Origin of the sequence: Pseudonocardia yunnanensis (assembly GCF_039534065.1) — a bacterium.
GTDB lineage: Bacteria > Actinomycetota > Actinomycetes > Mycobacteriales > Pseudonocardiaceae > Pseudonocardia > Pseudonocardia yunnanensis.
Genome location: NZ_BAAAUS010000047.1, coordinates 36,962 through 62,441, shown reverse-complemented (window position 1 = coordinate 62,441; position 25,480 = coordinate 36,962). Strand labels below are relative to the sequence as shown.

At 70.3% G+C, this 25,480-nt stretch carries 23 protein-coding genes and 1 tRNA gene; 9 read left to right on the top strand and 15 right to left on the bottom strand.

Going from position 1 to position 25,480, the window contains the following annotated elements; translation table 11 throughout:
- Positions 1–1,313: 1,313 nt before the first annotated feature.
- On the top strand, positions 1,314–1,664 hold the full coding sequence (locus ABD743_RS36290) for a hotdog fold thioesterase (RefSeq protein WP_344727904.1): 351 nt from the start codon (positions 1,314–1,316) through the stop codon (positions 1,662–1,664).
- 24 nt (positions 1,665–1,688) lie between these two features.
- On the opposite strand, the gene ABD743_RS36285 is transcribed toward ABD743_RS36290, so the two are convergent.
- From ABD743_RS36285 to ABD743_RS36260, 6 genes are all read right to left on the bottom strand, one after another.
- Positions 1,689–2,411 carry an ABC transporter ATP-binding protein gene (locus tag ABD743_RS36285; protein WP_344727900.1) on the bottom strand — a complete coding sequence of 241 codons (723 nt, stop codon included), beginning with the start codon at positions 2,409–2,411 and terminating at the stop codon, positions 1,689–1,691.
- A 2-nt stretch (positions 2,412–2,413) separates the two neighbouring features.
- Positions 2,414–3,256: an ABC transporter ATP-binding protein gene (locus ABD743_RS36280; RefSeq protein WP_344727899.1), complete on the bottom strand. Its 843-nt coding sequence runs from the start codon at positions 3,254–3,256 to the stop codon at positions 2,414–2,416.
- A complete protein-coding gene (locus ABD743_RS36275; protein WP_344727897.1) occupies positions 3,253–5,019 on the bottom strand; it encodes a branched-chain amino acid ABC transporter permease in 1,767 nt (588 codons plus the stop codon). Before ABD743_RS36275 ends, ABD743_RS36280 begins: the two co-directional genes overlap by 4 nt.
- Positions 5,016–5,945, bottom strand: coding sequence for a branched-chain amino acid ABC transporter permease (locus ABD743_RS36270; RefSeq protein WP_344727895.1), 930 nt, complete (start codon positions 5,943–5,945; stop codon positions 5,016–5,018). Before ABD743_RS36270 ends, ABD743_RS36275 begins: the two co-directional genes overlap by 4 nt.
- Before the next feature lie 76 nt (positions 5,946–6,021).
- Positions 6,022–7,257 (bottom strand): branched-chain amino acid ABC transporter substrate-binding protein, encoded by a 1,236-nt coding sequence (locus ABD743_RS36265; RefSeq protein ID WP_344727894.1) that lies wholly within the window; start codon positions 7,255–7,257, stop codon positions 6,022–6,024.
- 183 nt (positions 7,258–7,440) lie between these two features.
- A complete protein-coding gene (locus tag ABD743_RS36260) occupies positions 7,441–8,076 on the bottom strand; it encodes an ANTAR domain-containing response regulator (RefSeq protein WP_379659487.1) in 636 nt (211 codons plus the stop codon).
- Between the two features lie 146 nt (positions 8,077–8,222).
- Between ABD743_RS36260 and ABD743_RS36255 the strand changes: the two genes are divergently transcribed.
- Positions 8,223–8,296, top strand: a tRNA-Leu gene (locus ABD743_RS36255).
- Between the two features lie 36 nt (positions 8,297–8,332).
- Here ABD743_RS36255 and ABD743_RS36250 read toward each other — a convergent pair.
- Positions 8,333–9,526: an MSMEG_0568 family radical SAM protein gene (locus tag ABD743_RS36250; RefSeq protein WP_344727893.1), complete on the bottom strand. Its 1,194-nt coding sequence runs from the start codon at positions 9,524–9,526 to the stop codon at positions 8,333–8,335.
- A gap of 109 nt (positions 9,527–9,635) precedes the next feature.
- Here ABD743_RS36250 and ABD743_RS36245 point away from each other — a divergent pair, with 109 nt between their 5' ends.
- The 4 genes from ABD743_RS36245 to ABD743_RS36230 are packed head-to-tail and all read left to right on the top strand — an operon-like array spanning position 9,636 to position 12,734.
- A complete protein-coding gene (locus tag ABD743_RS36245) occupies positions 9,636–11,042 on the top strand; it encodes a YlbE family protein (protein ID WP_344727891.1) in 1,407 nt (468 codons plus the stop codon).
- Between the two features lie 59 nt (positions 11,043–11,101).
- The gene (gene nthB / locus ABD743_RS36240) at positions 11,102–11,770 is read left to right on the top strand and encodes a nitrile hydratase subunit beta (protein ID WP_344727890.1); all 669 of its coding nucleotides are present in this window, start codon (positions 11,102–11,104) and stop codon (positions 11,768–11,770) included.
- Entirely contained in the window at positions 11,767–12,357 is a 591-nt protein-coding gene (nthA, locus tag ABD743_RS36235; protein WP_344727889.1) for a nitrile hydratase subunit alpha, read from the top strand. The genes nthB and nthA overlap by 4 nt, the downstream gene beginning before the upstream one ends.
- Positions 12,354–12,734: a nitrile hydratase accessory protein gene (locus ABD743_RS36230; protein WP_344727888.1), complete on the top strand. Its 381-nt coding sequence runs from the start codon at positions 12,354–12,356 to the stop codon at positions 12,732–12,734. The genes nthA and ABD743_RS36230 overlap by 4 nt, the downstream gene beginning before the upstream one ends.
- A 54-nt stretch (positions 12,735–12,788) precedes the next feature.
- On the opposite strand, the gene ABD743_RS36225 is transcribed toward ABD743_RS36230, so the two are convergent.
- From ABD743_RS36225 to ABD743_RS36215, 3 genes are read right to left on the bottom strand one after another with little or no spacing between them, the layout of a single operon-like run.
- Positions 12,789–13,949 carry an MSMEG_0565 family glycosyltransferase gene (locus ABD743_RS36225; protein ID WP_344727886.1) on the bottom strand — a complete coding sequence of 387 codons (1,161 nt, stop codon included), beginning with the start codon at positions 13,947–13,949 and terminating at the stop codon, positions 12,789–12,791.
- Positions 13,946–15,481 (bottom strand): AllF/FdrA family protein, encoded by a 1,536-nt coding sequence (locus ABD743_RS36220; protein ID WP_344727884.1) that lies wholly within the window; start codon positions 15,479–15,481, stop codon positions 13,946–13,948. The genes ABD743_RS36225 and ABD743_RS36220 overlap by 4 nt, the downstream gene beginning before the upstream one ends.
- Positions 15,478–16,452 carry a carbamate kinase gene (locus ABD743_RS36215; RefSeq protein ID WP_344727883.1) on the bottom strand — a complete coding sequence of 325 codons (975 nt, stop codon included), beginning with the start codon at positions 16,450–16,452 and terminating at the stop codon, positions 15,478–15,480. The genes ABD743_RS36220 and ABD743_RS36215 overlap by 4 nt, the downstream gene beginning before the upstream one ends.
- A 120-nt stretch (positions 16,453–16,572) precedes the next feature.
- Here ABD743_RS36215 and ABD743_RS36210 point away from each other — a divergent pair, with 120 nt between their 5' ends.
- Both ABD743_RS36210 and ABD743_RS36205 read left to right on the top strand, forming a co-directional pair.
- Entirely contained in the window at positions 16,573–19,749 is a 3,177-nt protein-coding gene (locus tag ABD743_RS36210) for an ATP-binding protein (RefSeq protein WP_344727882.1), read from the top strand.
- A gap of 165 nt (positions 19,750–19,914) precedes the next feature.
- Positions 19,915–21,096, top strand: a complete 1,182-nt coding sequence (locus ABD743_RS36205) for a nitroreductase family protein (protein ID WP_344727880.1) — start codon at positions 19,915–19,917, stop codon at positions 21,094–21,096.
- 310 nt (positions 21,097–21,406) lie between these two features.
- On the opposite strand, the gene ABD743_RS36200 is transcribed toward ABD743_RS36205, so the two are convergent.
- The 5 genes from ABD743_RS36200 to ABD743_RS36180 all read right to left on the bottom strand — a co-directional run bounded on the left by ABD743_RS36200 (position 21,407) and on the right by ABD743_RS36180 (position 24,776).
- A complete protein-coding gene (locus tag ABD743_RS36200) occupies positions 21,407–21,889 on the bottom strand; it encodes an MSMEG_0567/Sll0786 family nitrogen starvation N-acetyltransferase (protein WP_344727878.1) in 483 nt (160 codons plus the stop codon).
- On the bottom strand, positions 21,886–22,527 hold the full coding sequence (locus tag ABD743_RS36195) for a hypothetical protein (protein WP_344727876.1): 642 nt from the start codon (positions 22,525–22,527) through the stop codon (positions 21,886–21,888). Before ABD743_RS36195 ends, ABD743_RS36200 begins: the two co-directional genes overlap by 4 nt.
- Positions 22,528–22,637: 110 nt before the next feature.
- On the bottom strand, positions 22,638–23,123 hold the full coding sequence (locus ABD743_RS36190; protein ID WP_241041215.1) for an MSMEG_0572/Sll0783 family nitrogen starvation response protein: 486 nt from the start codon (positions 23,121–23,123) through the stop codon (positions 22,638–22,640).
- A gap of 36 nt (positions 23,124–23,159) precedes the next feature.
- Positions 23,160–23,420, bottom strand: coding sequence for a hypothetical protein (locus tag ABD743_RS36185; protein WP_344727874.1), 261 nt, complete (start codon positions 23,418–23,420; stop codon positions 23,160–23,162).
- 6 nt (positions 23,421–23,426) lie between these two features.
- Positions 23,427–24,776 carry an FAD-dependent oxidoreductase gene (locus ABD743_RS36180; protein WP_344727872.1) on the bottom strand — a complete coding sequence of 450 codons (1,350 nt, stop codon included), beginning with the start codon at positions 24,774–24,776 and terminating at the stop codon, positions 23,427–23,429.
- Between the two features lie 116 nt (positions 24,777–24,892).
- Between ABD743_RS36180 and ABD743_RS36175 the strand changes: the two genes are divergently transcribed.
- Positions 24,893–25,480, top strand: coding sequence for a helix-turn-helix domain-containing protein (locus ABD743_RS36175; RefSeq protein ID WP_344727870.1), 588 nt, complete (start codon positions 24,893–24,895; stop codon positions 25,478–25,480).

The window sequence follows — 25,480 nt, the reverse complement described above, 5'->3', positions numbered from 1 at the left end:
TCCTGCCCGGCAACCCACGTTCACATGTGGCGAGGCCCCAGCCCGACCTCCATACCGTCTAATGGACGGAAGCGCCGCTCGTCCACACCGGGAGCCCACCTGCGCGGCCCAGCTTCCACACCCCACCGCACGAGAGCGCCGCCCGGCCCCACCTACCGGACGAAAGTGCCGCTCGGGCCGGACGAGCCGCGCCAGGGCCCGCCTCCCGCTCCCACCGCACGAGAGTGCCGTTCCGCCGGACCTATCGGACCGAAGTCCCGCTCGTCCACACCCAGAGCTCACCCGCGCGGCCCAGCTTCCACACCCCGCGGCACGAACGTGCCGCTCGGCCGAACTGATCGGACCGAGGTGCCGCTTGCACGATCCGAGCCGCGCAGGACCCCGACTGCAATAGCGCGCCGCTCAGGCCCGAACCGACTGCTAACAAGCCGCTCCACCCGGCGCCCGCCTACGCGCCCTTCTACGACTTATTGGACCGACGTGCCGTTCGGGCCACACGAGCCCCGCAAGGCCCCGCCGCCCGGCTCCCCCACCGCACGAGAGTGCCGCTCAGCCCGACCTGGTGAGCCGAAGTGCCGCTCGACCGAACCTGTCCCGCCTGTCCGTCCAGCCAACTTGTCTCGCGCACGAGAGTGCCGTTCAGCCGAACCTATTGGACCGACGTGCCGCTCGTTCACACCGGGAAGCTCACCTGCGCGCCCAGCCTCCACGGCCCGACCGTACGAAAGTGCCGCTCAGCCCAACTGAACGGACCAAAGTGCCACTCGGGCAATGCCAGCCCGGCAAGGAACTCAGGTCTCCGTTCTCACCGCATGAGGCTGCCGTTCAGCTGGACCTGCCGGGCCGGAGTGCCCCTCGAGCGCACGCGGGCCCCCGCCAGCCCCTCCTCGCTGACCCGCCCACCGCACGAGAGTGCCGCTCAGACGGACCTATCGGACCAACGCGCCACTCGTCCACACCGGGAAGCTCAGCTGCGCGACCCAGCCTCCACGCCCCACCGCGCGAAAGGGCCGCCCAGCCGGACCTATCGGACCAACGTGCCGCTCGTCCGCGATCCGGCCCCACCCCGGCGCCCTGGCCTGCCCGCGCGACCGCACGAGAGGACCGTTCAGCCGGACCTAGTGGATCGAAGTGCCGCTCGACCGGGCCGACCCCGCATGCACCACGGTCGCGTGGCGGCAGGTCGTGCGGTCGAGCCGGGGTCAACCGGGCGTGCGCCGGGCTTCCCGGCGACCTGCCTTAAAGTGCCGATCGTGCCGATAGCTCCCGAGGAACTCCCGCCGCTCTCCACCTTCGAGCAGCTCGCCGAGCGCATGGGGATCGAGCTGGTGAAGGTGGGCCTCGACGAGGTCGTCGGCACCCTTCCGGTCGCCGGCAACCGCCAGCCGTTCGGCCTGTTGCACGGTGGTGCGAGCGCGGTGCTCGCGGAGTCGCTCGGCTCCACGCTCTCGGCGCTGCACGTGCTGCCAGATCGGTTTCCCGTCGGGCTCGAGTTGGCCTGCACCCATCACGCCGCAGCCAAGGACGGCATCGTCACGGGTGTCGCACGCCCGATTCACGTCGGCCGCAGTACGTCGACCAGCGAGATCGTCATCACGGACGAGAGCGGCAGGCGCATCTGCACAGCGAAGCTCACCTGCCTGCATCGCGACAGCAGGCCCTGAGCGAGAGCCTGCTGTCGCGATGGGTCAGCTGGCGACGCCTTCGCCGAGGTAGGCCTCCTGCACCCGGGGGTCGGCGAGGAGTTCGGCGCCGGTGCCCGACAGGGTGGTGCGGCCCAGGTCGATCACGTAAGCCTGGTCGGACAACGCCAGCGCGGCCAGGGCGTTCTGCTCGACCAGCAACACCGTGGTGCCCTCGGTCTGCAACTCCCGCACCGTCGCGAAGATCTTCTGCGTCATGATCGGCGAAAGCCCCATCGAGGGCTCGTCCAACATCAACAGCTTCGGGCGCGACATCAACGCTCGCCCGATCGCCAGCATCTGCTGCTCTCCACCGGAGAACAGCCCTGCTTTGTTCGCCCGACGCTCTCCCAACACCGGGAACAGCGTGTAGATGCGGTCCAGGTCCTCCGCGATGCCCGCCTCGTCGCGGCGGGTGTACGCCCCGAGGAGCAGGTTCTCCTCCACCGTCATCCGCGCGAACAACCGCCGCCCCTCCGGGCTGTGCGCCACACCGCGGGCCAGGATCTCGTGTGCCGGCAGCCGATGGATCGGCTCCCCGTCGAGCAGGATCTCCCCCGACTCCGGGCGCAACAATCCGGAGATCGTCCGCAGGGTGGTGGTCTTGCCCGCCCCGTTGCTGCCGATCAGCGACACGATCTGGCCGCGCTCCAGGGAGAACGACACCCCTCGCACCGCCTGGATCGCCCCGTAAGCCACGGTGAGATCACGAACCTCGAGAAAGCTCACTGCTACTGCTCCCCACGGTGGAGTTGGGCCTCGACCTCTTCCGGTGGCGCCCCTAGGTACGCCTCCACCACCCGCGGGTCGCCACGGACCTCGTCGGGAGAGCCCTCGACCAGCAACTCGCCCTGCACCAGCACCAGCACCCTGTCGCACAGGGTGAAGATGAACTTGGTGTCGTGCTCGATCACCACCACTGATACACCCAGGTCCCGGATCGAGAAGATCAACTGCCGGGTGGCCTCGGTCTCCTGCGCGTTCATTCCGGCGGTCGGCTCGTCGAGCAGCAGCACCGACGGATCCGTGGCCAGCGCCCTGGCGATCTCCAGGCGGCGCTGGTCGCCGTAGGGAAGGTTGCGGGCCAGCTCGTCGGAGAACCGCGTGAGCCCGACGAACTCCAGCAGCTTCTCCGTGCGCTCCGCCGCCTCGGCCTCGCTGCGGCGGAACCCCGGACCGTGCAGCAGCGACGACAACGGGTTCTGCCGCATCCGCACATGCCGCCCGACCAGCACGTTCTCCTGCGCGGTCATGCTCGGGAACAGCCGGATGTTCTGGAACGTGCGGGCGACGCCCTGCTCGGTGACCTTGGCCGGGTCTTGCGGCAGCGTCTTGCCCCGCATCGACACCGAGCCCGACGTGGGCGCGTAGAGACCGGTGAGGCAGTTGAACAGGGTGGTCTTGCCGGCCCCGTTCGGCCCGATCAGCCCGATGATCTCGCCCTCGGCGAGACCGAACGACACGTCGTTCAGCGCCCGGAGGCCGCCGAACTGCATCGTCACTCCGTCGGCCTGCAAGATGACCGGCTCGGACTTGGCATGCCGCGGTGTGGACCTCGTCATCGACTCGGTCATGACGAACCCGCCTTCGTGTTCCCGCTGCCCGCGGTGGGAATCGGCCCCGTCACCGGTTCACTCTCCGGTGCCAACTCGGCCCGGCGGTGCCGGTCGGGCACCAGCCCCTGCGGCCGGAACCGCATGATCAGGATCAGGGCGATGCCGAACAACAGCAGCCGGTAGTCGGAGAACTCGCGCAGCTTCTCCGGCAGGACGAACAGGATCGACGCCCCGAGCACCGCGCCGGGGATCGTACCCATGCCTCCGAGGATGACCGCGGCCAGCAGCGTGACCGACTCCAGGAACCGGAAGCTCTCGTAGGAGACGGTGGCAGTCTTGTGCGCGAAGAACGCACCCGCGAAGCCGGCGAGCGTCGCTCCGATGAGGAACGCGAGGATCTTGATCGGCCCGGTGCGGATGCCCATCGCCCGAGCGGCGTCCTCGTCCTCGCGGATCGCGATCCAGGCCCGGCCCAGCCGCGAGTTCTTCAGGTTCGCGAACACCAGCATGACCGCGGCCACGATCAACACGATCAACACGTAGTACAAGACGCCGGGCGCCAGCTCCAACCCGCCGATCTGCACTGCGTCGTTGAAGTCGTTGCCGAACAACGACACCGGCGGGATCCCCGGGATCGCGTTCGACCCACCGGTCAAGCCACCGATGTTGTTCTGCGCACTGCGTACGAAGATCTCGCCGAACGCCAGCGTCACGATCGCCAGGTAGTCCCCGCGCACCCGCAGCGTCGGCGAGCCGACGATCGCGCCGAAGATGCCGGCGACCACAGCCGCGATCACCATCACCAGCGGAAACGGCAGCTCGATCCCGATCCGGGACGCTGCGGCACCCGAGAAGTTCGCCGCGACGAACGCGCCGATACCGAGGAACGCGACGTACCCCAGGTCCAGCAGGCCGGCCAGGCCGACCACGATGTTGAGTCCGATGGCGGTGGCCGCGTAGACGCCGATGTTGGCCGCGACGGTCATCCAGTACTCGTTGCCCGCCCCGGTCAGGGGCAGGAGCAGCGCGGCGACGAGCAGCACGATCACGCTGAACAGCCGGTGGCGCTCGGACACCGCGCCGATCCAGGTGAGCAGCCCGGAGGCGTGCAGTGCCCCCAGCAACCCGCCCACCGCGCCGAGGAAGGACAGGAACACCGCCCCGGCGTAGACGTTCGCGGCACTGCCCTGGCCGCCGCTGGTGAGCACCGCCGACACGAGCAGGAGCAGAAGCGCGTAGGTGACCAGAAGGATCAGCCACTCGAGGTAGCGGTTGAACCGCCATGTCCACACCGGTACGGGCGTCAGCCCGCCCGCAGTGGCGCCGAGGACGAGCAGCACACCGCCGATCAGCGCCACGACCGCGCCGAACGCCACCCCGTCGGCGGCGGTGATCGCGCCGAGGCCGCCGCCCTCCACCGCGATGTAGAGGCCGTTGACCACGGCGACCGCGATCACACCCCAACCAACGGCGCGCAGGATGCGCTCCCGCCCGGGCACCGCGACCAGTGCGATCACGATCGCGGCGATCCCGAACACGGCCAGGTGCAGCCGGAACCCGGTGACCGCGAACGGGGCGGAGAAGAACTCCAGGGTCGACTTCTCCGGATACGGACCCTCGTTCAGCACGAACGTGGCCCACGGCAGCAGCGCGCCGATAAGCGTGAGCAGCCCGCCGGCGATCCGCAGCACGGTGGTGTAGCGCGCGAGCGGTGCGAGCCGGGAGTTCGGTGAAGGTGGAGGCATGGCCGGGGCAGGCGGAGGCTTCTCGAGAGTGGTCATGCCCGCACCCGTTCCGTCTCCCCGAAGAAGCCCTGCGGCCGGAACACCAACACCGCGATCAGCACCACGAAGATCCACACGTAGTCGTACGCCGACCCGCCGGGCAGGTACTGACCACCGAGCGACTTGATCAGCCCGATCGCCAGACCGCCGACGACCGCGCCGCGGACGCTGCCGATCCCGCCCAGCACCGCCGCGGTGAACGCGAAGATGCCGTTCTGGAAGCCCATGTCGATGTTGATGTTGTTGAGGTAGCCGCCGTAGAGCACGCCGCCGATGCCGGCCAGCGCAGCGCCGAGGACGAACGTCAGCACGATGACGCGGTCGGGGTCGATGCCCATCAGCCGGGCGATGTCACGGTCCTGGGAGGTGGCACGCATCGCGCGCCCCATCCGCGACCGGTCGATGAACAGCTGGAGCCCGATCGCCAGTGTCAGCGACACCACGATCAGCAGGATTCCGGAGTACTTGATCGGGACGCCGTCACCGATCGGGATCATCCACGTACCCGGAACGAAGATGTTGGGGAACGGGATCGCCGCCGTGGCGCCCGGGTAGAAGACGCGCACCGCCTCCTGCAACGCCACCGAGACACCGAGCGCGGTGATCAGCGGGGCCAAGCGGGGCGCGTTGCGCAGTGGCCGGTAGGCGAACCGTTCCATCGCAACCGCCACGCACACGGCGACGGCGGCACCGGCGATCAACAACAGCGGCAACGCCAGATACCACTGCTGCTGGACGAACGTGGGGAGCAGATAGGTGAACATGGCCAGGCCGCCATAGGCGCCGACCATGAAGATCTCACCGTGCGCGAAATTGATCAACTGAATGATCCCGTAGACCATCGTGTAACCCAGTGCGATCAGCCCGATCAGGGAGCCGAGCACCAGGCCGTTGACGATCTGGGACAACAGCGTGGACAGCAAACGGGTGGTCCCTCCACGTGAGCCGGGGGCGGAGTGTTGCCCCGCCCCCGGCTTGTCGTGCCGATATGAATGTCGGTCAGCCCGTGAAGCTGCCGGTGGACCCCTCGACCGGCGCGAAGTTGTCGCCCTCGACCGTGTAGACCGTCAGCACCTTGTTGGTGGTGTCGCCGTACTGGTCGAAGGAGATCGGACCGCCGGCACCGTCGATCTTGGTGTCCTGCACGGCCTTCACGATGTCGGCCCGCTTGGCCTCGCTGTAGTCGCCATTGGCGAGCGCCTTGGCGAGCGCGGCGATGATCACGTTGGTGGAGTCGTACGTGAAGGCGCCGTAGGCGCTGAACTCCTCCGGGTAGTTCGCGGCGGCGTAGTCCTTGATGAACTGCTGCGCGCTGGGCAGTGAGGCGGCCGGCGCGCCGACGTTGGTGGCGAGGTCACCCGGACGCCCACCGAGCGCGACGAACTGAGCGTCGACGATGCCGTCGCCGCCCATCAGCGGGACGTTCAGACCGGCGGCCGCGAGCTGCGCCGACAGCGGTCCGGCCACCGGGTACTCACCGCCGTAGTAGACGGCGTCCGGGTTGAGCGCGCGGATCCGGGTGATCACGCCGGAGAAGTCGGTGTCGCGCTCACCGACCTTCTCGCGGGCGACGACCTTGGCCCCCAGCTTGGTGGCCTGCTGCGAGAACTGCTCCGCGAGCCCCGAGCCGTAGGTCTTGCCGTCGTCGATCACGGCGATGTTCTTCTTGCCCGCGGTCTGCACCAGGTAGTTCGCCGCGAACGGGCCCTGGATGAGGTCGGTGGTGGCGACCCGGAAGTAGTTGTCGAACTGCCGACTCGGCGCAGTGGCGGCGTTCTCACCCATGGTCAGCGCCGGCCCGGTGTTGGCAGGCGAGATCATCGGGATGTCGCGCTCGCTGAGGATCGGCTGCACCACCTGCGCGGTGGACGAGTTCAGCGTGCCGACCACACCGACGACGCTGGGGTCCGAGGCCAGCTTCGTGGCGGCCTGGCCCGCGATCTGGGGAGTGGCCTGGTCATCCTCCGGCTGGAACGCCAGCTGGTAGCCCGGCACGGTGCACTTCTGGTTGGCCTGATCCACAGCGAGGTCGGCCGAGTTCTTCATACCGAGACCGAGAGCGGACAAGCCACCCGAGAGGGGCGCGATCATTCCGATGATCAGCGTGCCCTTGCTCGTGTCGCAGGCCGCCCCGCCACCGGTACCCGTCGCTTCCTCGCGGTTCGTTCCACAAGCCGTGAGCCCGAGAGCCCCGGCGAGGATCGCGGCGGTGACGATTGTCCGCCTCCGAGTCATGCTTTTTGTCCTTCCGTACTGCGCGATGTGCCCCAGGCGAGCCCACGCCCGTGACTCCCGGTTGCCGGGAGTCGTCGCGGACGGTAAAGGACAGCCCGAGACGGCGTCACCATCCGCGCCATGTCCTTTACCGGACCGCAATGTGATAGCGCGGATCGTGACGATCGTGCAGCGGAGGGTGTATCAGGCTTTCGGAGCAGCAAGTCCTTCCACGACGGCCTCCGCAACGGCCTTCATCGTGGTGCGGCGATCCATCGCGGTGCGCTGGATCCAGCGGAAGGCTTCGGGCTCCGACATGCCCTGACGGGTCATCAGCAGCCCCTTCGCCCGGTCGACGACCTTGCGGGTCTCGAGCCGCTCGGTGAGCGTGGCGACCTCGTCCTCCAGCGCACGCTTCTCGGCGAACCGGGAGACGGCCAGCTCGATGGCGGGCACGAGCTCGTGCCGCGCGAACGGCTTGACGAGGTAGGCCATGGCGCCGGCGTCACGCGCCTGCTCGATGAGGTCGCGCTGGCTGAACGCTGTGAGCATGACCACAGGGGCGATCCGCTCCTCGACGATGGATGCCGCGGCCGTGATGCCGTCGACCTTCGGCATCTTCACGTCCATGATCACGAGATCCGGGTGCAGCTCGCGCGCCAGAGTGACAGCCTGCTCGCCGTCGCCCGCCTCGCCCGCGATGACGTAGCCCTCCTCCGTGAGCATCTCGGCGAGGTCGAGGCGGATCAGCGCCTCGTCCTCCACCACGAGCACCCGCAGACCGACGCCCGGGGCGGCCTCGCCCGCGGACGTGTCCTGCTCTGAAACCTGCTGCGCCACGAGGCTTGTCTCCTTTGCCGGAGGGTCTGACCAGAAGCCTTCAGGGTACCGGCCGGCCACGGGACAGGGCTGTGATCTCGACGGACACGGGACAGGGGCGGGCCGGGAGCGTCCGACGGCTCCGGCTACGATCTCCTCACGAACCTGCCCCCGTAGCCCAATTGGCAGAGGCGACGGATTCAAGTCCCGTTCAGTGTGCGTTCGAGTCGCACCGGGGGCACAGAGCGTCGGCACCACCGGTCGTGGTGCCGCGCCGCTAGGCCGGTCGGCGGCCGATCTGTAGCAGCGGTGGCGTGGCCTCGACCTGGCCTGCCGATCCGCAGGGCGAGGCCGCACCGGCCTGCTGCACGAGATTCAGCGCGGAACATGCCTGACAGCGGGCGCAACCCGCCACAGCGGTGTCCGCCCCGAGCCCCCGCTCGCTGAGGAACGCGGCGACCTTGCGGTAGATCGGCTCCGTGTACTCGCGCGACGGCGCAGGCAGGTCCGCCATGAGCGAGCCGGCAACCGGCCGGAACGGCACCACGAAGGGGTACACCCCGATGTCCACCGCACGCTTGCACATCTCGACGGTGAGCTCCGGGTCCTCTCCCATGCCGAGGATGACGTAGGTGGAGACCCGTCCCTCGCCGAAGAGCTGTACGGCGCGTTCCCAGGTGCGGAAGTACGTCTCGATGCCGGTGCGGAACTTGCCAGGGGCGACGCGCTGCAGCACCGCCGGGTCGAACGTCTCGACGTGGATGCCCACCGCGTCGACCCCGGTGTCGTGGACCTGATCCAGGATCTCCAGGCGGCGGGGCGGCTCGAACTGCACCTCGACCGGCAGCCCGGTCGCCTCCTTCACCGCCTGCCCGCACCGGGATACATAGAGCGCACCCCGGTCGGGCGCTGCGGACGAGCCGGTGGTGAGGGTCGCGTCGACCGCGCCGTCGAGCTCCTTCGCCGCGACGGCGACCTCGGCGAGCATCTCCGGCGTCTTCTTCGCGATCGTGCGGCCGGCGTCGAGGGAGAGCTCGATGCCGCAGAAGCCGCACTGGTCGCTGGTGCCCCAGTAGTTGCAGACCTGCACGACGGTGGACGCCAGCGAGTCCAGGTGCAGGAGCGCGATCTGGTGGTACGGGATCCCGTCGGCGGTGGTCAGGTCGTAGAACCGTGGGCGGCTGGTTCCGGACACGGACGCGAGCTTGACGCCGTCGCGATAGATGCTCTGCCCGTCGTCGTCGGCGCGGAGCCGGTAGGGCGAGGTCGAGCTCGGGGGCACCGTCACGGGTACGCCCTCGATCCACAGCATCCCGGAGTCCGAGGGCCCCGCCCCGCCCCTGCGGGTCGTCTCGAGCTCCGTGTCGATCCGCAGGCCGACCGCCTGTAGATCCATGATCAGCTGTGCCACACCCGCGATGTCGGTCGGCTCGGTCCGGCCCGATGCCGCGTCGTTCGGAGCTTCGACCATATTTCTACTATAGTAGAAGGCATGCCCGGTCACACACCGTGGACAACGGGAGAGCCTGCGCAGGATCGCCGTCGATGAGCCGCGCCGAGGACCGCCGGGAGGCACTGCGATGACGGAGCTGACCCTTCCCGACACGATCGCGGTGGTGAACATCGGGCTGCCGATGTTCGGCGATGCGATCCGTGACCAGGATCGGCCGGTCCAGCAGGTCGACTGGCGGATCCCCGCCGGTGGTGACCCCACAGCGGTCCGCGCCCTGACGCTGCTGAGCGGCACGCATGCCGACGCGATCGACGCCGCCAACCGCGAGGTCGTCCGCCGGCTGGACGAGGGCTCTCCCCAGCTGGTCCGGATGGCAACGATCGGAGACGTCCCGGGCTACACCGGTCGCACCCTGCTGCACTGCGGACCGCCGATCGCCTACGGGCAGGCCTGCGACCCGCTGCAGCGGTCCATGCGCGCAGCCACCGTGGCGGAAGGCTGGGCCACCGACGTCGCCGGGGCGCATGCCCTGCTCGAGCGTGGGGAGATCGCCCTCGACGCCGCCAACCATCACGACACCGTCGTCCCGATGGCGAGCGCGGTCGGCCCGTCCCAGCCCGTGTTCGTCGTGACGAACGCCGAAGGCGGCACGCAGGCCTTCTCCCCCGTCAACCAGGGACCGGGCGAGGTCCCCTGGTTCGGCCGCGACACGAACGTCGCGATCGCGCGGCTCCGCTTCCTCGCCGACGTCGCCGGGCCGGCCCTCGCCACGATCCTGTCGACCGCAGGTCCCCTGGACGTCCTCGCGGTGGCGAGCCAGGGCATCACGATGGGGGACGACCTCCACATGCGCACGCAGGCCGCCACCAACCTGCTGACCCGCACCTGGCTGCCGCACATGGCCGCGCTCCCCGACGGCCTGCGCGAGCCGTTCGCCGGGTTCCTCTCGAGGAACCACCTGTTCTTCCTCAACCTCGCGATGGCCGCGGCCAAGTCGCTGCAGCTGCACGCGGAGCAGGTGCAGGGGTCGAGCATCGTCACCACGATGTCGCGCAACGGGACGACGTTCGGGATCAAGCTCGCGGGGTCGGCGCAGTGGCACATCTGCGAGGCACCGCCGGTAGGTGAGGCGCTGTATTACTCCGGGTTCGGTCCCGGGACGAGTGCGCGCGACATCGGCGACAGCGCGGTGCTGGAGCTGACCGGAATGGGCGGACCGGCGGCGGGCGGGTCGGCTGCAGCAGCAGCGTTCCTCGGCGGGAGCATGGCCGACGCGGCCGCCGCGACCGAGGGGTTCCGGATGATCTGCGCGGGCACGAGCAGCCGGTTCACCCTTCCCCCGATGGAGTTCGCCGGCACCCCACTGGGGGTCGACGTGCGTCGCGTCGTGGAGACCGGGGTGACCCCGAAGATCACCACCGGCATCCTGCACGCGAGCGCGGGAACCGGTCAGGTCGGAGCGGGCGTCGCCACCGCGCCTCTGAGCTGCTTCACCGACGCCCTGTTCGACCTTGCGGAGCGGCTCGCCGTCTGAGGAGCGCCGCCATACACTATGGTAAAAATTCTTCCTGCATCGTGACGAGAGGAGCCCTCATGGACGGCCTCGCCGACATGGGTGGAACCGACGGCTGGGGAGCCGCCATGGTGCCGGCGCGCGACGAGCCGGTCTTCGGCGAGCCGTGGGAGGGACGCGCCTTCGCGCTGACGCTCCTCACGATCGGCCGGGTCTCGGGCCAGAACATCGACGCCTTCCGGCACGCGCTGGAACGCCTCGACCGCCGCGCATACCTGGACGACGGCTACTACGGGCGCTGGCTCAACGCCGCCGAGCTCATGCTCGTCGACAGCGCGATCCTCGCCCCGGGTGCGGTCGACGCACGCGCCTGCGAGATTCGCGGGGAGCAGGTCGACGAACCCGCGGTGCCCGAGCCTGCGAAGCCCGACTACTCGCCCACCGGCCCCGGTTCGCTGCGCGAGGTGCCCGAGCCACCGCGCTTCGCCCCGGGAGACCGGGTGCGGGCCCGCAACATCTCTCCTCCGGGCCACACGAGGCTGGCGGGGTACGTGCGCGGGCACGTCGGCACCGTCGAGGCCGTGCAGCCCGGCCACGTGCTGCCCGACACCAACGCGCACTTCCAGGGGGAGAACCCTCAGCGCGTCTTCACCGTCCGCTTCGATTCACGCGAGCTGTGGGGCGCGGAGGCCGAGCCCTTCGGCGTCACGATCGAGCTCTTCGACAGCTACCTGGAGCCCGCCTCATGACCACATCCGCCGAGCGCCTTCCCCCGTCCCTTCGCACCGAGGCCCTCGAGCAACTGCTCACCGAACGAGGTCTCGTCACCACGGACGTGATGGACGGCTTCATCGCCAACTACGAGAAGAACGTCGGCCCGCTCAACGGTGCCAAGGTCGTCGCGAGGGCCTGGACCGACCCGGAGTACAAGAAGCGCCTGCTCGCCGAGGGCACCGCCGCGATCAAGGAACTGGGATTCGGCGGGCCGCAGGGCGAACACATCGTCGTCGTGGAGAACACGCCGACCCGCCACAACGTGACGGTCTGCACGCTCTGCTCGTGCTATCCCTGGCCGGTGCTGGGACTGCCACCGTCCTGGTACAAGGACCCCGCCTACCGGGCGCGGATGGTGCGTGAGCCACGCGTGGTGCTCTCGGAGATGGGACTCGACCTCTCCGACGACGTCGAGATCACCGTTCGCGACTCGAGTTCCGAGGTGCGCTGGCTCGTCCTGCCGGAGCGCCCGGCGGGCACCGAACAGCTCTCCGAGGAGGAGTTGGTGCCTCTCATCACCCGCGACGCCATGGTCGGCGTGGCAAAGGTCGCGGCTCCGTGACCGCCGCACCACTGCCCTACGACGGCCCGGCCGCGCCGCCTCGGTCCAATGGCGAGCTCGTCTTCTCCCAGCCGTGGGAGTCCCGCGCCTTCGGCATGGTGGTCACCCTGCACGACACCGGCGCCTTCGAGTGGCCGGTGTTCCAGTCGGCGCTCATCCGGCGGATCGCCGCGTGGGAAGCGGCGCATCCGGACGGCGTGGGGTGGAGCTACTACGAGCACTGGCTCGGGGCACTGGAGGACGTCCTCGGCGCCGATGGCACCGTCACCGCGGAAGAGGTGGACACCCGAGCCGAGGAGCTCGGAGCGCGGCCCGCCGGCTACGACCACGCGCCGTCGTCCGCGGGCCACGGCCACGGCCACGGGCACGGCCACTGACGAACACCGGCGACCATCCGCGGCCAGGTCTCGCCGGAGGGGCGGTGCCCTGACTCAGCCCGCGACCGGAGAGCACAGCTCCTCGTAGACGGACCGGTGGCGCGCCGCGCTGGCCGCCCAGGTGTAGCCCGGTAGCACCGCCCTGCCACCGTCGACCAGTCGTCGGCGCAGTACATCGTCGACGACCAGCCGTTCCATCGCCCCCGCGATCGCGCCGGCGTCACCGGCCCTCGGCAGGAGTGCGCTGACCCCGTCGGCCAGGTACTCCTGGAAAACCGGCAGGTCGGAGGCGATCACGGGGATCCCGGCGGCCATGGCCTCCAGCACCACCAGGCCCCAGCCCTCCTTGAGCGACGGGAAGCAGAGAGCGTCGGCGGTGTGGTACCAGCCTGCGAGGTCGGCGTCGGACACCGTGCCCAGCAGAATGACGTCCTCGCCGAGCGTCAGTCCCAGTGAGGGCAGCGACTCCAGCGCGGCGTCCCGATAGGCCGTGTAGTCCTGGAACGAGTGGCCGCCGACGATGGCGAGCGAGGCGACCGGACCCCGCTGCCGCTTGAGCGCCGCCAGAGCCTCGAACGCGTACCGGGTGCCCTTGCGGGGCTCGATCCCGCCCACGCCGAGGAACAGGAAACGACCGTCGGGGATCCGGCCGCGCAGCTCGGCCCGGCGCTGCGGTGCCGGCGCAGAGAGCCGACCGAGGTCCACGCCGTTCGGCACCACGGTGGCCGAGCGCCCGTAGTCGTCCTGCAGGATCCGCCGCCACTGCTCGCTCACGACGAGCACCCGGTCGGGTTCCACGATTGCGGCACGCTGACAGTCGATGAGGGCCCGGGTGGTGAAGTCGTCGACGTGGTGGACCGTGCGCACCACGGTCACCGGCGCCCCGGCGTCCCGCACCCGGGCGGCAGCACGCGCGGCGATGCAGTCCTGCGTGTGCAGGATGTCGAACCGGCCGGCCAGTTCCTGTAGCCCGTTCTGCAGGGTGTCGATGGCGGCGAACACCCGGTCCTCGAGCGATGTGCCCGTGTGGGACGGACCCGGAAGAATCGTGTGTGGCACCGCAGTGTCGCGCGGCAGGCCCGCCGCCGGATCGCCCAGCGCCACGAGATGGACCTCGACCCCGTCCTGGTGCAGTGCCTCGGCGAGACCGACCGTGTGGATGAACCCCCCGCGAGGCTTCACCGAATGCGTGACCAGGGCTACGCGCGCGCTCATAGGGCCTTCTCAGCGAGCGCAGGCTCACGGCGGGCGATCGCGGCGGCCGCGAGCGACGCACGAGCGGCCGTCTCGGTCACGAGACATCCGGCCCGCCGGAAGGCGTCCCGTTGGCGGTCGAGTCCCTGCGGATCCTGGTCGGTACCGAGCACGTACACCATGATGCACGGGCCGCGGGCGGCGGTGATCTCCGCGCAGACCCGGGCCAGCTCGGCGGCCGGGTCCGGATGGGCGCCGTGCCCCAGCACGACGTCGAGCACGATCGCGGCCACCGCGGGATCCGCGCCCTGCTCGCGGAGCATCTCGATCCGTGCCTGCGGATCGATCATGGGGTGCGGACGCCCCTTCGTGTACTCCTCCTCGCCGAGGTCGAGGCAGGTGTGCGCCTGCGCGGGCGCAGGCAGGCCGAGCTCCGGACGCAGCGGGGTGTTGGAGTACACGTCACCGAGGACGTCGGCGAGCACGACGAGCGACTCGTAGCAGAGCGTTCCCCCGGAGAAGAGCCCGCGGACGAGGGTTCTCCGGCCGGGCAGATCGGCCGCCGCCGCGCGCACCTGCTCCGCCAGCCCGTCCGAGACGTCGGGCTCCCGCCCGCCCATGAGACGGACCGCCGCCACGGCGCCCGCCTCGAGCGTCCGCGTGATCGTCACGTCCGGCGGCACCTTCACATCATCCTGGACGCCGATCAGTGCCGCGACGAGCGGCTTTCCGGTGGCTGCCGCCACGACCTCGCGAGCCACCTCGGCATCCGGCGGCTTCGACACGAGCAGGATGGCGTCGGTGGCCTCGTCGGCCACGAGGGCGCGTACAGCTGCGATCGCCATGCGGCCGCCGACCCGCGCGCTCAGATCACGCCCGCCGAGACCGATCACATGGGCGACCCCGACGCCCCAGCGGTCGAGCAACGCGGCGGCCTCCTGGGCGCCGGTGCCCGCGGCCGCGACGACGGCCACGCGTCCTGGGTGAACGACATTGGCGAAGCCGAGGCAGGTCTGCCCGAGCATCGCCGTCCCGGCGCCGGGACCCATCACGAGCAGGCCCAGATCCCGTGCGCGGTCCTTGAGGGCGATCTCGTCCTCGACGGAGACGTTGTCGCTGAACAGGAGGACGTGCAGGCCGGCGGACAGCGCCTTGTGGGCCTCCAGAGCCGCGTAGTCACCGGGGACGGACACGATCGCCACGCTGGTGGCGGGCTGGCGCCGCAGTGCCTCGTCGAGCGTCCGAGCCGGCTGCTGCGCGACGGCGCCGGACGAGGCGGGCGCGGCGAAGATCGCCTTCTCCCCGGCCTCCCTGGCGGCGTCCGCCACCTCGTGTGAGACCGCCCGGACCGCGATGACGAGGTCGTTGGCACCACCGGTGGTGAGCGCAGGGTCGTCGAAGCCCTCGCCGCGCAGCGTCTCGACGTTCGCGGGCGTCGCCATCGCCGCACTGGCCCAGTCGACACCGTCCACCGCGAACAGCGCGCGCGTGCCCGAGAGCTGGACGATCGAGTCGACGTAGGTCTCCGGGTAGAGCTTCAGAGCGTGGATCATGATGCGGCTCCGAGCCGAGACAGGCTGGGGACGATGCGGGTGCCGGTGGCTCCGTGGCCGCCGCCGGGATCGAGCGACGCGCAGACCCGCTCGGGATCGGTGATGATCGCGGTGCCACCCGTGCTGGTGACGAAGCGGATGGCGGCCCGCACCTTCGGGCCCATGCTCCCCTCCGGGAACTGGCCTTCGGACGCGTGGGCATCGGCTTCGTCGACCGTCATCTCCGCGACGTCACGCGCGTCCGGCGTGCCGAAGTCGAGAATCACCCGGGGCACGCCGGTGACCAGCACCAACGCATGCGCGTTGAGCGCGCTGGCGAGCCGCTCGGCAGCGAGATCCTTGTCGATCACGGCGTCGATCCCCCGCAGGACGTGCCTGTCCTCGACGACCGGCACCCCACCGCCACCGGCGGCGACGACGACGGATCCGTGGTCGACCAGGCAGCGGATGTCGTCGAGTTCGACGATCCGGCGGGGCTCGGGCGACGCGACCAACCGCCGATAGCCGCGGCCCGCGTCCTCGCCGACGGTCCAGTCCATCTCCTGTGCCTGACGGCGCGCGGTCTCCTCGTCGAGGAAGGGGCCGATGGGCTTGGTGGGCCGGGCGAACGCCGGATCGTCGGCGTCGACGACGGTGTGGGTGACGACCGAGACGATCCCGGGGAGCCGTCCTCCGCCTGCCTCGCGCAGGGCGAGGCTCAGCAGGCTGCCGAGCTGTCCCTCGGTCATCGCGCCGAGACAGAACAGCGGCAGCCCGGGAACCTGGCTCGCACCCGCGTCCTGCTGGATGGAGAGGTTGCCGATCTGCGGTCCGTTGCCGTGGACGATGACGACGCTCCAGCCCGCGTCCCGCGCACGGCAGACCGAGTCGGCCATGCGCCGGGCGTTCGCGGCCTGCTCGGCATGGGTTCCTGCCTCACCGCTGCGTGTTATGGCGTTGCCTCCGAGGGCGATGACGACGGTCTTCCGCATGTGCTCGAAGCCTCCCGGAAGTTGACGACGCTCTCTATAATAGGAGACGGATTTCTCTCATAATAGATATGCCTGGTAGTTCACCTGGCCCGAGGGAAGGGTGCGAGTAGAATCACAGAGGTGAGTCCGCCCCTGCGGCTCTGCCTGCTCGGCTCCTTCACCGTCGTGGGAGAGGTGGCCGCCACCACGCCCACCGGTAAGGCACGGCGCGTGCTGGCGGTGCTCGCCCAGCGCCGTGGCGAGTTCGTCACCATCGACGCGCTGATTGACGTCCTCTGGGAGGACCATCCGCCGCCCCGAGCGGAGCGCAACATCGCCGCGCTGATCAGCCGCCTCCGTGCAGCGCTGGGACGCGAGCTCATCGAGGGCTCGGCCGCCGGCTACCGGATGCCCACCGACGCCGCGGCCGTCGACCTGCACGAGGCCGCCGATCTCGTCGCCACGGCCGAGTTCGAGTTCGGCCACGGCCGCTTCGCGCTGAGCTCCACCAGCGCAGAGATGGCGGCCAAGCTCCTCGACGCCGACGTGGCGATGGCCGGGGAACGCGAGGACCGCTGGGTGCGGGAGCTGCGGATGTCCGCCAGCACACTGTTGCGCCGCGCGCGCACGGTGTGGAGTGCGGCTGCGCTGGAGCTGGAGACGTTCAACACCGCGGTTCAGGTCGCCGGTGCGGCACTACAGGTCGATCCGTTCGACGAGGACGCCTGCCGCACCGTCATGCTCGCCCATCAGCGCGCCGGGCGACCGGGCAGCGCACTGCAGGCGTACCGATCCCTGCGCGAGTCCCTCGCCGAGCACCTGGGCATCGACCCCTCCCCCGCCACCCAGGCGCTGCACCTCGCCGTGCTGCGGGCCGACGACAGCCCGCTCACGCCGTCCGCGGAGGCGGAAGCCGCGGCCACCACGATCACCGGTCGGGCCGGGGAATTGGCCCACCTGCGCAGGCTCTGGTCCGCGGCCGCGGCGGGCACCCCCGCGCTGGCCGTGGTGACGGGCGAGGCGGGCATCGGCAAGAGCGCCCTGGTTGCGGCGCTCGTCGCGGACATCAGACGCACCGGAGCCCTCGTCCTCGATGCTGCCTGCTTCGAGGCGGAACGGTCGCTGTACCTGCAGCCGCTCGTGGACCTCGTCCGCTCGGCGATCCACCGGATCCCGCCCGCGGAGATCCGGGAGCTCGCCGGCAGCAGGTTGGGGACGCTCACCGAGCTCGTGCCGGAGCTGGCGGATCTCGTCACGCCGATCCCGTACGAGCGCGCGGGCCCGGAGGTCGAGCACCGCGGCAGCCTCGACGCCTTCGCCGAGTTCGTCGCCCGCCTGGGAGTGCGTCGGCCCGTGCTGCTGATCGTCGAGGACATGCAGCACGCCGGGCAGTCGACCATGGAGGCGTTGCACGTCCTGGCCGGACACTGGCAGGGCAGCCGGACGATGGTCGTGCTCACCGAACGCACCACGGAGACTCCCGTTGTCACCGCGCAGCTGCGCGACGTCGCCACGTGTCTCCGGCTCGGCCCGTTGTCCCGCTCGGACGTCGCGGAGCTGGTGGAACGCTCCGCGCCCGGCAACGACCCGGATGTCATCTGGTCGTGGACCGGGGGCTCGCCGCTGTTCCTCACGGAGGTGCTGCGCCTACCAGCGGGATCGCGGGCACCCGGCGACCCGCCCACGGTGCCGCCGACGCTGCAGGACGCCGTCGCCGCCCGCATCGACCACGCCGGGGACGCCGTGGCCTACCTGCTGTCCCACGGCGCGCTGCTCGGCACCAGCTTCTCCCTCGACGACGTGGCCGCCCTCGGTGGGCTCGACGTGGAGGAGTGCGCCACCCGAGCCGCCCGGGCGATACGGGCGGGGCTGCTCACGACGCAGGGCGAGAACTTCCGCTTCGCCAACGACATCGTGCGCCTCGTCGCCTACGAGTCGGTTCCCGAGCCGATCCGGGTGAGCCGCCACCGCCGTGCGGCGCGCTTGCTCGCCGGCCGCCCCGAGGCCGCGGCCCAGCAGCTCGCGGCGGCAGGGGACGCGCGCGGCGCAGCGGACGCCTGGCTGGAGGCGGCCCACGCCGCCCACATGTCCTTCGCCCACATCGACGCCGAACGCCTGCTCGACCGGGCCGTCGAAGCTGCCCGGCGCGGCGGCGACGTCGCCCAGCAGATCACCACCCACCTGCGGCGCGGTCAAGTGCGCCGCGACCTCGGTCGGCATGCCGACGCCCACGACGACCACCAGACGGCGCTCGAGCTGACCCGCGAGCTCGGTGACCTCGAACTCGAGGCACGAGCACTGGAACAGCTGGGCTGGACGGCGTTCTACGCGCGCGACGCGCCCGTCGCCGTCGACTTCGCCGAACAGGCCACCCATCTCGCCGAATCCGCTGCGGCCGCTCCGGGAGCTGCACCGAGCGCCACTTTGCTGCTCGGGCGGGTCCGCCACTGGGACGGCGACTATGCCGCGGCGGCCGCGGCGTACGACGACGTCCTCGACACCTCTCCCGAGAACGCCATCACGGCGGTCGCGCTCGCATACCGGGGTGCGCTGCTCCAGCACCAGGACCGGTTCGACGAGGCCAAGAAGGTGCTGGCCAGGGCAGCCGTCCTCTGCCGGCGCAGTGGGGAGTTCCGGCCGCTGCTGCAGACGTTGTTCTTCACCGCTTTGGCGCGCGGCGATTCCGGTGATTTCGCCGGGGCACTGCGCGCGCTCGACAGTGCCCGCCGGCTCATCGACGCGGAGAACCTCAGCTTCTACCGGGCCGGGATCGAGACGACTTCGTCGTGGATCTGGCAGGAGCTCGGCGAGGTCGACCGGGCCCGCGAGCACGCGACACTCGGTGTCGAGCTCGCCCACCGGGGCGGGGGCGCACTGGAGCTGGAGCAGGAACTGCACGCCCTCCTCGCGGTGGCCGACTGCGATCTCCTCCTCGGCCGTCCCGACGATGCCGCCGCAGCGGTGGAGACCGCCACCCCGATGCTGGAGCGGTCACTGCCGTTCCGGCCGAGGGCGGCCATGCGCCTGGTGGAGATGCGGGCCCGCTGGGACCGCACGGAGGCGGAGCGGTTGCTGGTGCTGGCCCGCAGCAGCTCCTCACCGAAATACGAGGCGCTCGCCCTGAGCCACCTGGACAGACCCGACGAAGCCGCCGCGCTGGCGGCCGGTACCCGTTCGGATCTGCTGATCGCACAGCTCGGGAGTCCCGAGGACCGCGCCAGTGCCAGGGACCGGATCGCCGGGTCACTGCCGACTGCGCTGCGGCACTCGTTCGTCACATCGGGCCGGCTCCTCACACCGCCCCGTCCCCTGCGCTGACGAGCGCAGCGCACGGCATCAGAAAACGCCTTTTCGCGCGTTATACGCGACAAATGCGCGATCAGTCGTCAATAAACAGCTGACGGTCGGATCACGTTGAGAGGGCGGATCAGGAGTGCCAGAGTCACAGGCATCCAGTTGAGCACCCGTCGGGAGTGGCATCGGATGACGTCCTTCGACCTCGATCAGATCGACCACCTCCTCAGCACCACGCGGGCGGTGCGGAAACGCCTCGACGTCGACCGGCCGGTGCCCGACGACGTGTTGCTGCGGTTGATCGACCTGGCCGAACAGACACCGTCCGGCTCCAACCAGGCCAGCAGGCGGTGGGTCGTCGTGCGCGACCCGGCCACCAAGGAGCGCATCGCCCAGCTGTACCGAGAGGCCGGATCGGGCCTGTTCACCGGGTCGGCGGCCGGCGACGCGGACGAACACAGCCGCCGGGTGTTCAGCTCGGCGATCCACCTCGCCGAGAACCTGGAGCGGGTGCCTGCGCTGGTCATCGCCACGATCTACGGCACGTACGACGGCAGCGGTAAGCCCGGTCTCTTCGATTCGGTGATCCAGGCGGCGTGGAGCTTCTGCCTCGCCGCCCGGGCTCGCGGAATCGGGACCTCGTGGACGACGCTGCACCTGCACCGCGCGCAGGAGGTGGCCGAACTGCTGGGCATTCCGGACGGTGTCACGCAGATCGTGTTGCTCCCGGTGGCCTATACGACCGGCGGCGATTTCCGGCCCGCCCCCCGACGTCCGGCCGGCGAGATCACATTCTTCGACCAATGGGGATTCACCACGAGCACAGTGCCCGAGCAGCAGCGAGCCCATCCCGGCGAGGGACGAGGGGTGAGCCTCGACGTCGACGTGCAGGCTCCGGCCGAACGATTGTGGCCGCTGATCAGCGATATCACGCTCCCGTCACGATTCAGCTCCGAGGCCGCGGGCGCCACGTGGGACGAGGATCAGCAACCCGGGCCGGGCGCGCGGTTCCACGGCTCGAACGCCTGCGACGACGCCGGGCACCCAGCGATCAACCAGCTGATGGACGGCAGGCTGTCCTGGACCACGTCCTGCCAGGTCGAGCGCTGGGACCCGCCGCACGAGTTCGGCTACAGCGTCGGCGACCCCGAAAGCCCGTCGGCCCGCTGGGCGTTCCGCGTGCAACCGATGCTCGGCGGCACCACCCGACTCACTCACTCGATGCTGGTCGGGCCGGGGAACTCCGGCACGTCGATCGTCGCCCAGCAAAATCCCGATCAGATGGAGTCGATCTATGCGGGGCGGCTCCGCTGTATCCGGACGAACATCGCCGCCACCCTCGCCGGCATCAAGGCACTCGCCGAGAGCTGAGCCACCTGCCCACCGGACGAACGGCCCACCGATCCGATAGATCTGCACGATCGTGCCGCTCGTCCACCCGGGGTTGCCCCACCGCAGAACCCGCCCGCAACTGCGAGCCGGACGAGCGGCACATCCATCCGATAGATCCATGCCAACGCGCCGCTCGTCCACTCGGGCTGGCACACCGCGGGGCCCGCCCCGCAGTCAGGAGCCGCACGATTGACCCGGCGGTCCAATAGGCCCGCACCAACGGGCCGCTCGTCCGGAGTGAACGGGCAGGGGAGCAACCCCGAGCCGGAACGAACGCGCCGCTCGTCCGTCAGCGCAGGGCGATGTCCATCCGGACGTGCGGCTGCCCGACGTAGTCGAACGGCTCGCCGACCCGCGTCCACCCCAGGCGCCGGAAGAAGGACTCGTTGGGCTGCTGGACGTAGGCGATCATGACGTGGCCCCCGCGCTCACGAGCCGTCGCGACCGCGAACCGGACGAGCGCCGCGCCGAGGTGACCGGCTCGGCGGCTGGGGAGCACCGCGAGGCGGTCACCCTTCCATTCGCCCGGGCCGCGCTCGTAGAGGCGCACGCTGCCCACCGGATGGTCATCGACGAACCCGAGGACGTGCACCGTTGCGGGATCGTCGTCGACGGCATCACGGTCCGAGCCGGGGAAGAGGCGCTGCTCGTGCACGAACACCGCCTCACGGACGAGGTGGTGAGCCGTGAGCTCAGCCGGCTCGACCGCGATGCGGCAGGTCTCCCGGTCGCGGACCTGCCCGGTCCGCCGAATGTCCTCCCGGACCGTCACGACCCGCCACCGATCTCGGCCCGGTAGCGCCGGAACGTCTCGATCCACGGCTCACGGCGGGTGAACGAGCCGCCGTCCGGCGAGACGCCCGCCGGCCCGATGACGTCCACCCGGTACGGCTCGGGCGACCACGCGTCGAGAGTCGCCCGCAGCTCGGTGCCCGACGGGATGTGCAAATGCGTACAGCTGCCGACGCCGGTCGTTCCACCCGTCAGATCCTCGATGCACTCGGGCCCGTTGAGCACGGCCCACTCGCTGCCGATCGCCCGGGCGCGCTCGATCGCGGCTCGGTGGCCGCAGCGGACCTGCTCCGCGATGAGCTCCCGCTCGCGCATCCCGCACGCGACCCCGACGAGCAACGAGAGCGGTACGGGGCCCGGTGGCCCCTGGCCTGCCTGGGCGACGAAGCCCTCGGGGTCGGCCATCACCTGAGCGAGATCCTCCAGCCCGGCGCGGCGGCGTCCCAGCTCGGCGGCCAGCACCCCGATCGTCTCGACGGCGCGCGCGTAGGAGACGGGGTCGGCGACGAGCGTCGGGAACAACGACTGTCCGGCGGCGCGCCACTGTTCGCGGCGACGCGCCACTTCGACGGTCGGCTGTTCCCCGTCGGGCGGCGGCGTCACCGTGAACGGGTTCATCTCCTGCTCCTCTGCCTCGCCGACCGGGACCAGCCACAGGCTGCAGCGGGTCCCGGTCCGAACTGGCTGCCGCGGAGCCGCGGCCCGTACGCGGAGCGCGCGGGACCGGGCTACAACGTCCAGGTCTGGAGGACCAGCGCGCCCTCCCGGCGAGCCGTGAGCTGGCAGTCCAGGACGTCGAGCGGGTGAATCGGCTGGACGCCCTCGATCACGTCGGTCTCGCGCATGCCGTACAGAGCCGCCATCGCGAACCGGCAGGCCAGAACCTTGCCGCCCTCCTTCAGGAAGGTCTGCAGCTGGTTGTTGTAGGCCATGTGTCCAGGGAAGGCCTCCGCGCCGACGGTCGGGAAACCGCGCGTGGCCGAGGCCATCAGCACGCCCGGCCCGTACAGCACGAGCGTGGTGTCGAAGCCCTTCCTGTTGATGCGGGTGGTGGTCAGCATGTTGACCAGGCCCACCGAGCCCTCGTAGGGAACGGTGTGCATGAAGACGTAGGCCTTCTCGCCCTCGTTGGCCTGGATGTCCTCGAAGAGCTTTTCGTCGTAGTCGACGATCGCGTCGCCCTGGTGGGCACGCTGTCCGACGATCTGGGCCACGATGTTCTCCTTTGAATCTCGGTGGATCTTCCGCGGTCAGACCGCGGGTCCTGGGGGACGGGGCGGCGGCGCCCACGTCCGGCGGTGGCTGCCCGGCATGGCGCGCATGATGCGGTTGCGCAGCGGCCAGGGCAGGGCGGCGTACGTCGGCGCGAACACCCGGAGCCAGAAGAACTCCTTCGCCCCCCGTGGGGGACGCGGCGCCGGCGCGCCCTGTGTGCGGGCGAGCTTGTGGTGCGCGGCCACGAGCAGGTAGTGCTCGGAGTTCTCACGCAGCCAGCCGAAGAAGGACGCCATCGAGGTCTACTTCCCCGCCGTGAGGCCGTTGGTGGCCGCGAGCACGATGGGCTCGTTCAGCGCACCGATGGCGGGCGAGTAGACGTTCTCCATCGTGGCGAGGTCGTGCAGCGTCATCCCGAACCGGATGGCCTGGGCGAGGAAGTCCGCCCGCTCCTTGATTCCCTCGCCGCCACCGATCATCTGGGCGCCGATGAGGCGCAGCGTGCCTGGCTCGGCCAGTAGCTTGATCTTCACCTTCTGCACGCCCGGGTAGTAGCGGGCCCGCGAGATCCCCTCGGCGACCGCGAGGACGTAGGGGATCCCGAGCGCTGTCGCAGTGGTCTCCCCGAACGAGGCCCCACCGATCACCCACTTCCCGGCCGGGGTCGCCCACGGCACGTACACGGCCCGGTAGGCACGGTCGCCACCACCGGCGTTCGTTCCCGCCGTCTTTCCCTGCGCGTAGGCGTGCGATCCGGTGAGTCCCTGGAGCGGGGTCCGGGTGAGCCCGTGCGGGATCTCGACGGCGTCACCGGCGGCCCACACGTCAGGCGCGGAGGTCTTCATGCGCTCGTCGACGATGATCCCGCCGGTCGAGCCGATCTTGAGCCCGGCGGCCTGGGCGAGGGCGTTGTTGGGCACCTTGTGGGTCGCGACGACGACCAGGTCGGCCGGGATCTCCCCGCCCGAGGTGGCGACGGCCCGCACCTTGCCCGACCCGTTCCCGACGAAGGCCTCGAGCGTGGTGTTGAAATGCAGATGCGCGCCCAGCTCCCGCCAGGACTCCTCCACCGGCGCCATGATGTCCGGGTCGGCCATCATCGCCAGCGCGTACGGGTTCGGGTCGATGAGGTGGGTCTCGACTCCCCGGTGCGCGAGTGCCGTCACCATCTCCAGCCCGAGCGGCCCGGCCTCGACGACCACGGCGGACTTCGTCTCGGAGATGACCTTGTCCCACTCCATCGCCTTGCGGATGTTCTTGACGAAGTACAGGCCTTCGAGGTCACCACCGGGCACGCCCGGGTCGGCGTAGTTCCAGCCCGTGGCGATGATCAGGGTGTCGTAGGGGACCGTGCCCTCCCCGTCCACCGTGACCGTGTGGGCGGCGGTGTCGACGGCGGTCACCGCGGTCTCGTAGTGCACGTCGATCCCGGCGTCCACGTAGGCCTGCTTGCCCGCGAGGAAGAGCCTCTCGAAGTCGGGAATCTCGCCGCCGTGGACGTAGGGGATTCCGCAGGGGCTGTAGGCGACGTCCTCGTACTCCGTGTAGACCACGACGTCGGCACTCGGGTCGGCGGCCTTCACGCCACCCGCAGCACCGAGACCGGCCGCTCCTCCACCGATGATCACCGTCTTACGCGGCGCTGGGGACAACGTGGCAACCTTTCACCATGGTCGCCTGCTGGACAGGCTTCGCTACCGGCACGCACTATGGGAAACAGAATTCTACGATACTCAAACGGAATGCCGTGTCAAACCTTGGAGGACCCATGTCCACCGACCCGCTCGCCGCTCCCGACACCGCGCGGGACGCGTCAGCCGGGTGGGAGGCCGTGGTGGGCTCCATCGGCCCGAAGGTCCGCGCGCTGCGCCGGGAGCGCGGCCTGACGCTCCAGCAGCTCGCGCACGCGGCGGACGTGTCCACGGCCTCGGTGCACAAGGTCGAACGTGGCGACATGGTGCCCACCGTCACCACGCTGCTCAAGATCGCCGGAGCCCTCGCGGTGCCGGTGCGGTTCTTCGTCGAGGACAGCGAGCCGACCCACGCCGCCGTGCACACCCGGTTCGGCGACGCCGTCCGGACGGGGCCCGTCGTCATCACCGGCCCGCCCGACCGTTTCCGGTCGAGCGGCACCGTCGCACGCCTGGAACCCGGCGAAGAGCGCCCCGGGCTGCGCCGGGCAGGCGAGACCCTGCTCGTGGTCCTCGAGGGCCGCCTCGACGTGGAGGTCGCCGAGGCCCGCTACGTCGTCGCGGCGGGCGAGGCACTGCACTTCCCCTCGTGGCTCGAGCATCGGTGCCGCAACTCCGGCGAGACGACCGCGGAGATCGTCGCCGTCGACGTGCCGGACGCTTGA

Bases quoted from the DNA above. Each gene is read 5' to 3' on its own strand.
- ABD743_RS36185 (WP_344727874.1), bottom strand. From the start codon at position 23,420: ATGGCGTCCTTCTTCGGCTGGCTGCGTGAGAACTCCGAGCACTACCTG.
- ABD743_RS36275 (WP_344727897.1), bottom strand. From the start codon at position 5,019: ATGACCACTCTCGAGAAGCCTCCGCCTGCCCCGGCCATGCCTCCACCT.
- ABD743_RS36225 (WP_344727886.1), bottom strand. From the start codon at position 13,949: ATGAGCGCGCGCGTAGCCCTGGTCACGCATTCGGTGAAGCCTCGCGGG.
- ABD743_RS36175 (WP_344727870.1), top strand. From the start codon at position 24,893: ATGTCCACCGACCCGCTCGCCGCTCCCGACACCGCGCGGGACGCGTCA.
- ABD743_RS36195 (WP_344727876.1), bottom strand. From the start codon at position 22,527: ATGAACCCGTTCACGGTGACGCCGCCGCCCGACGGGGAACAGCCGACC.
- ABD743_RS36245 (WP_344727891.1), top strand. From the start codon at position 9,636: ATGACGGAGCTGACCCTTCCCGACACGATCGCGGTGGTGAACATCGGG.
- nthA (WP_344727889.1), top strand. From the start codon at position 11,767: ATGACCACATCCGCCGAGCGCCTTCCCCCGTCCCTTCGCACCGAGGCC.
- ABD743_RS36205 (WP_344727880.1), top strand. From the start codon at position 19,915: ATGACGTCCTTCGACCTCGATCAGATCGACCACCTCCTCAGCACCACG.
- ABD743_RS36220 (WP_344727884.1), bottom strand. From the start codon at position 15,481: ATGATCCACGCTCTGAAGCTCTACCCGGAGACCTACGTCGACTCGATC.
- ABD743_RS36265 (WP_344727894.1), bottom strand. From the start codon at position 7,257: ATGACTCGGAGGCGGACAATCGTCACCGCCGCGATCCTCGCCGGGGCT.
- ABD743_RS36250 (WP_344727893.1), bottom strand. From the start codon at position 9,526: ATGGTCGAAGCTCCGAACGACGCGGCATCGGGCCGGACCGAGCCGACC.
- ABD743_RS36290 (WP_344727904.1), top strand. From the start codon at position 1,314: ATGGGGATCGAGCTGGTGAAGGTGGGCCTCGACGAGGTCGTCGGCACC.
- ABD743_RS36280 (WP_344727899.1), bottom strand. From the start codon at position 3,256: ATGACCGAGTCGATGACGAGGTCCACACCGCGGCATGCCAAGTCCGAG.
- ABD743_RS36215 (WP_344727883.1), bottom strand. From the start codon at position 16,452: ATGCGGAAGACCGTCGTCATCGCCCTCGGAGGCAACGCCATAACACGC.
- nthB (WP_344727890.1), top strand. From the start codon at position 11,102: ATGGACGGCCTCGCCGACATGGGTGGAACCGACGGCTGGGGAGCCGCC.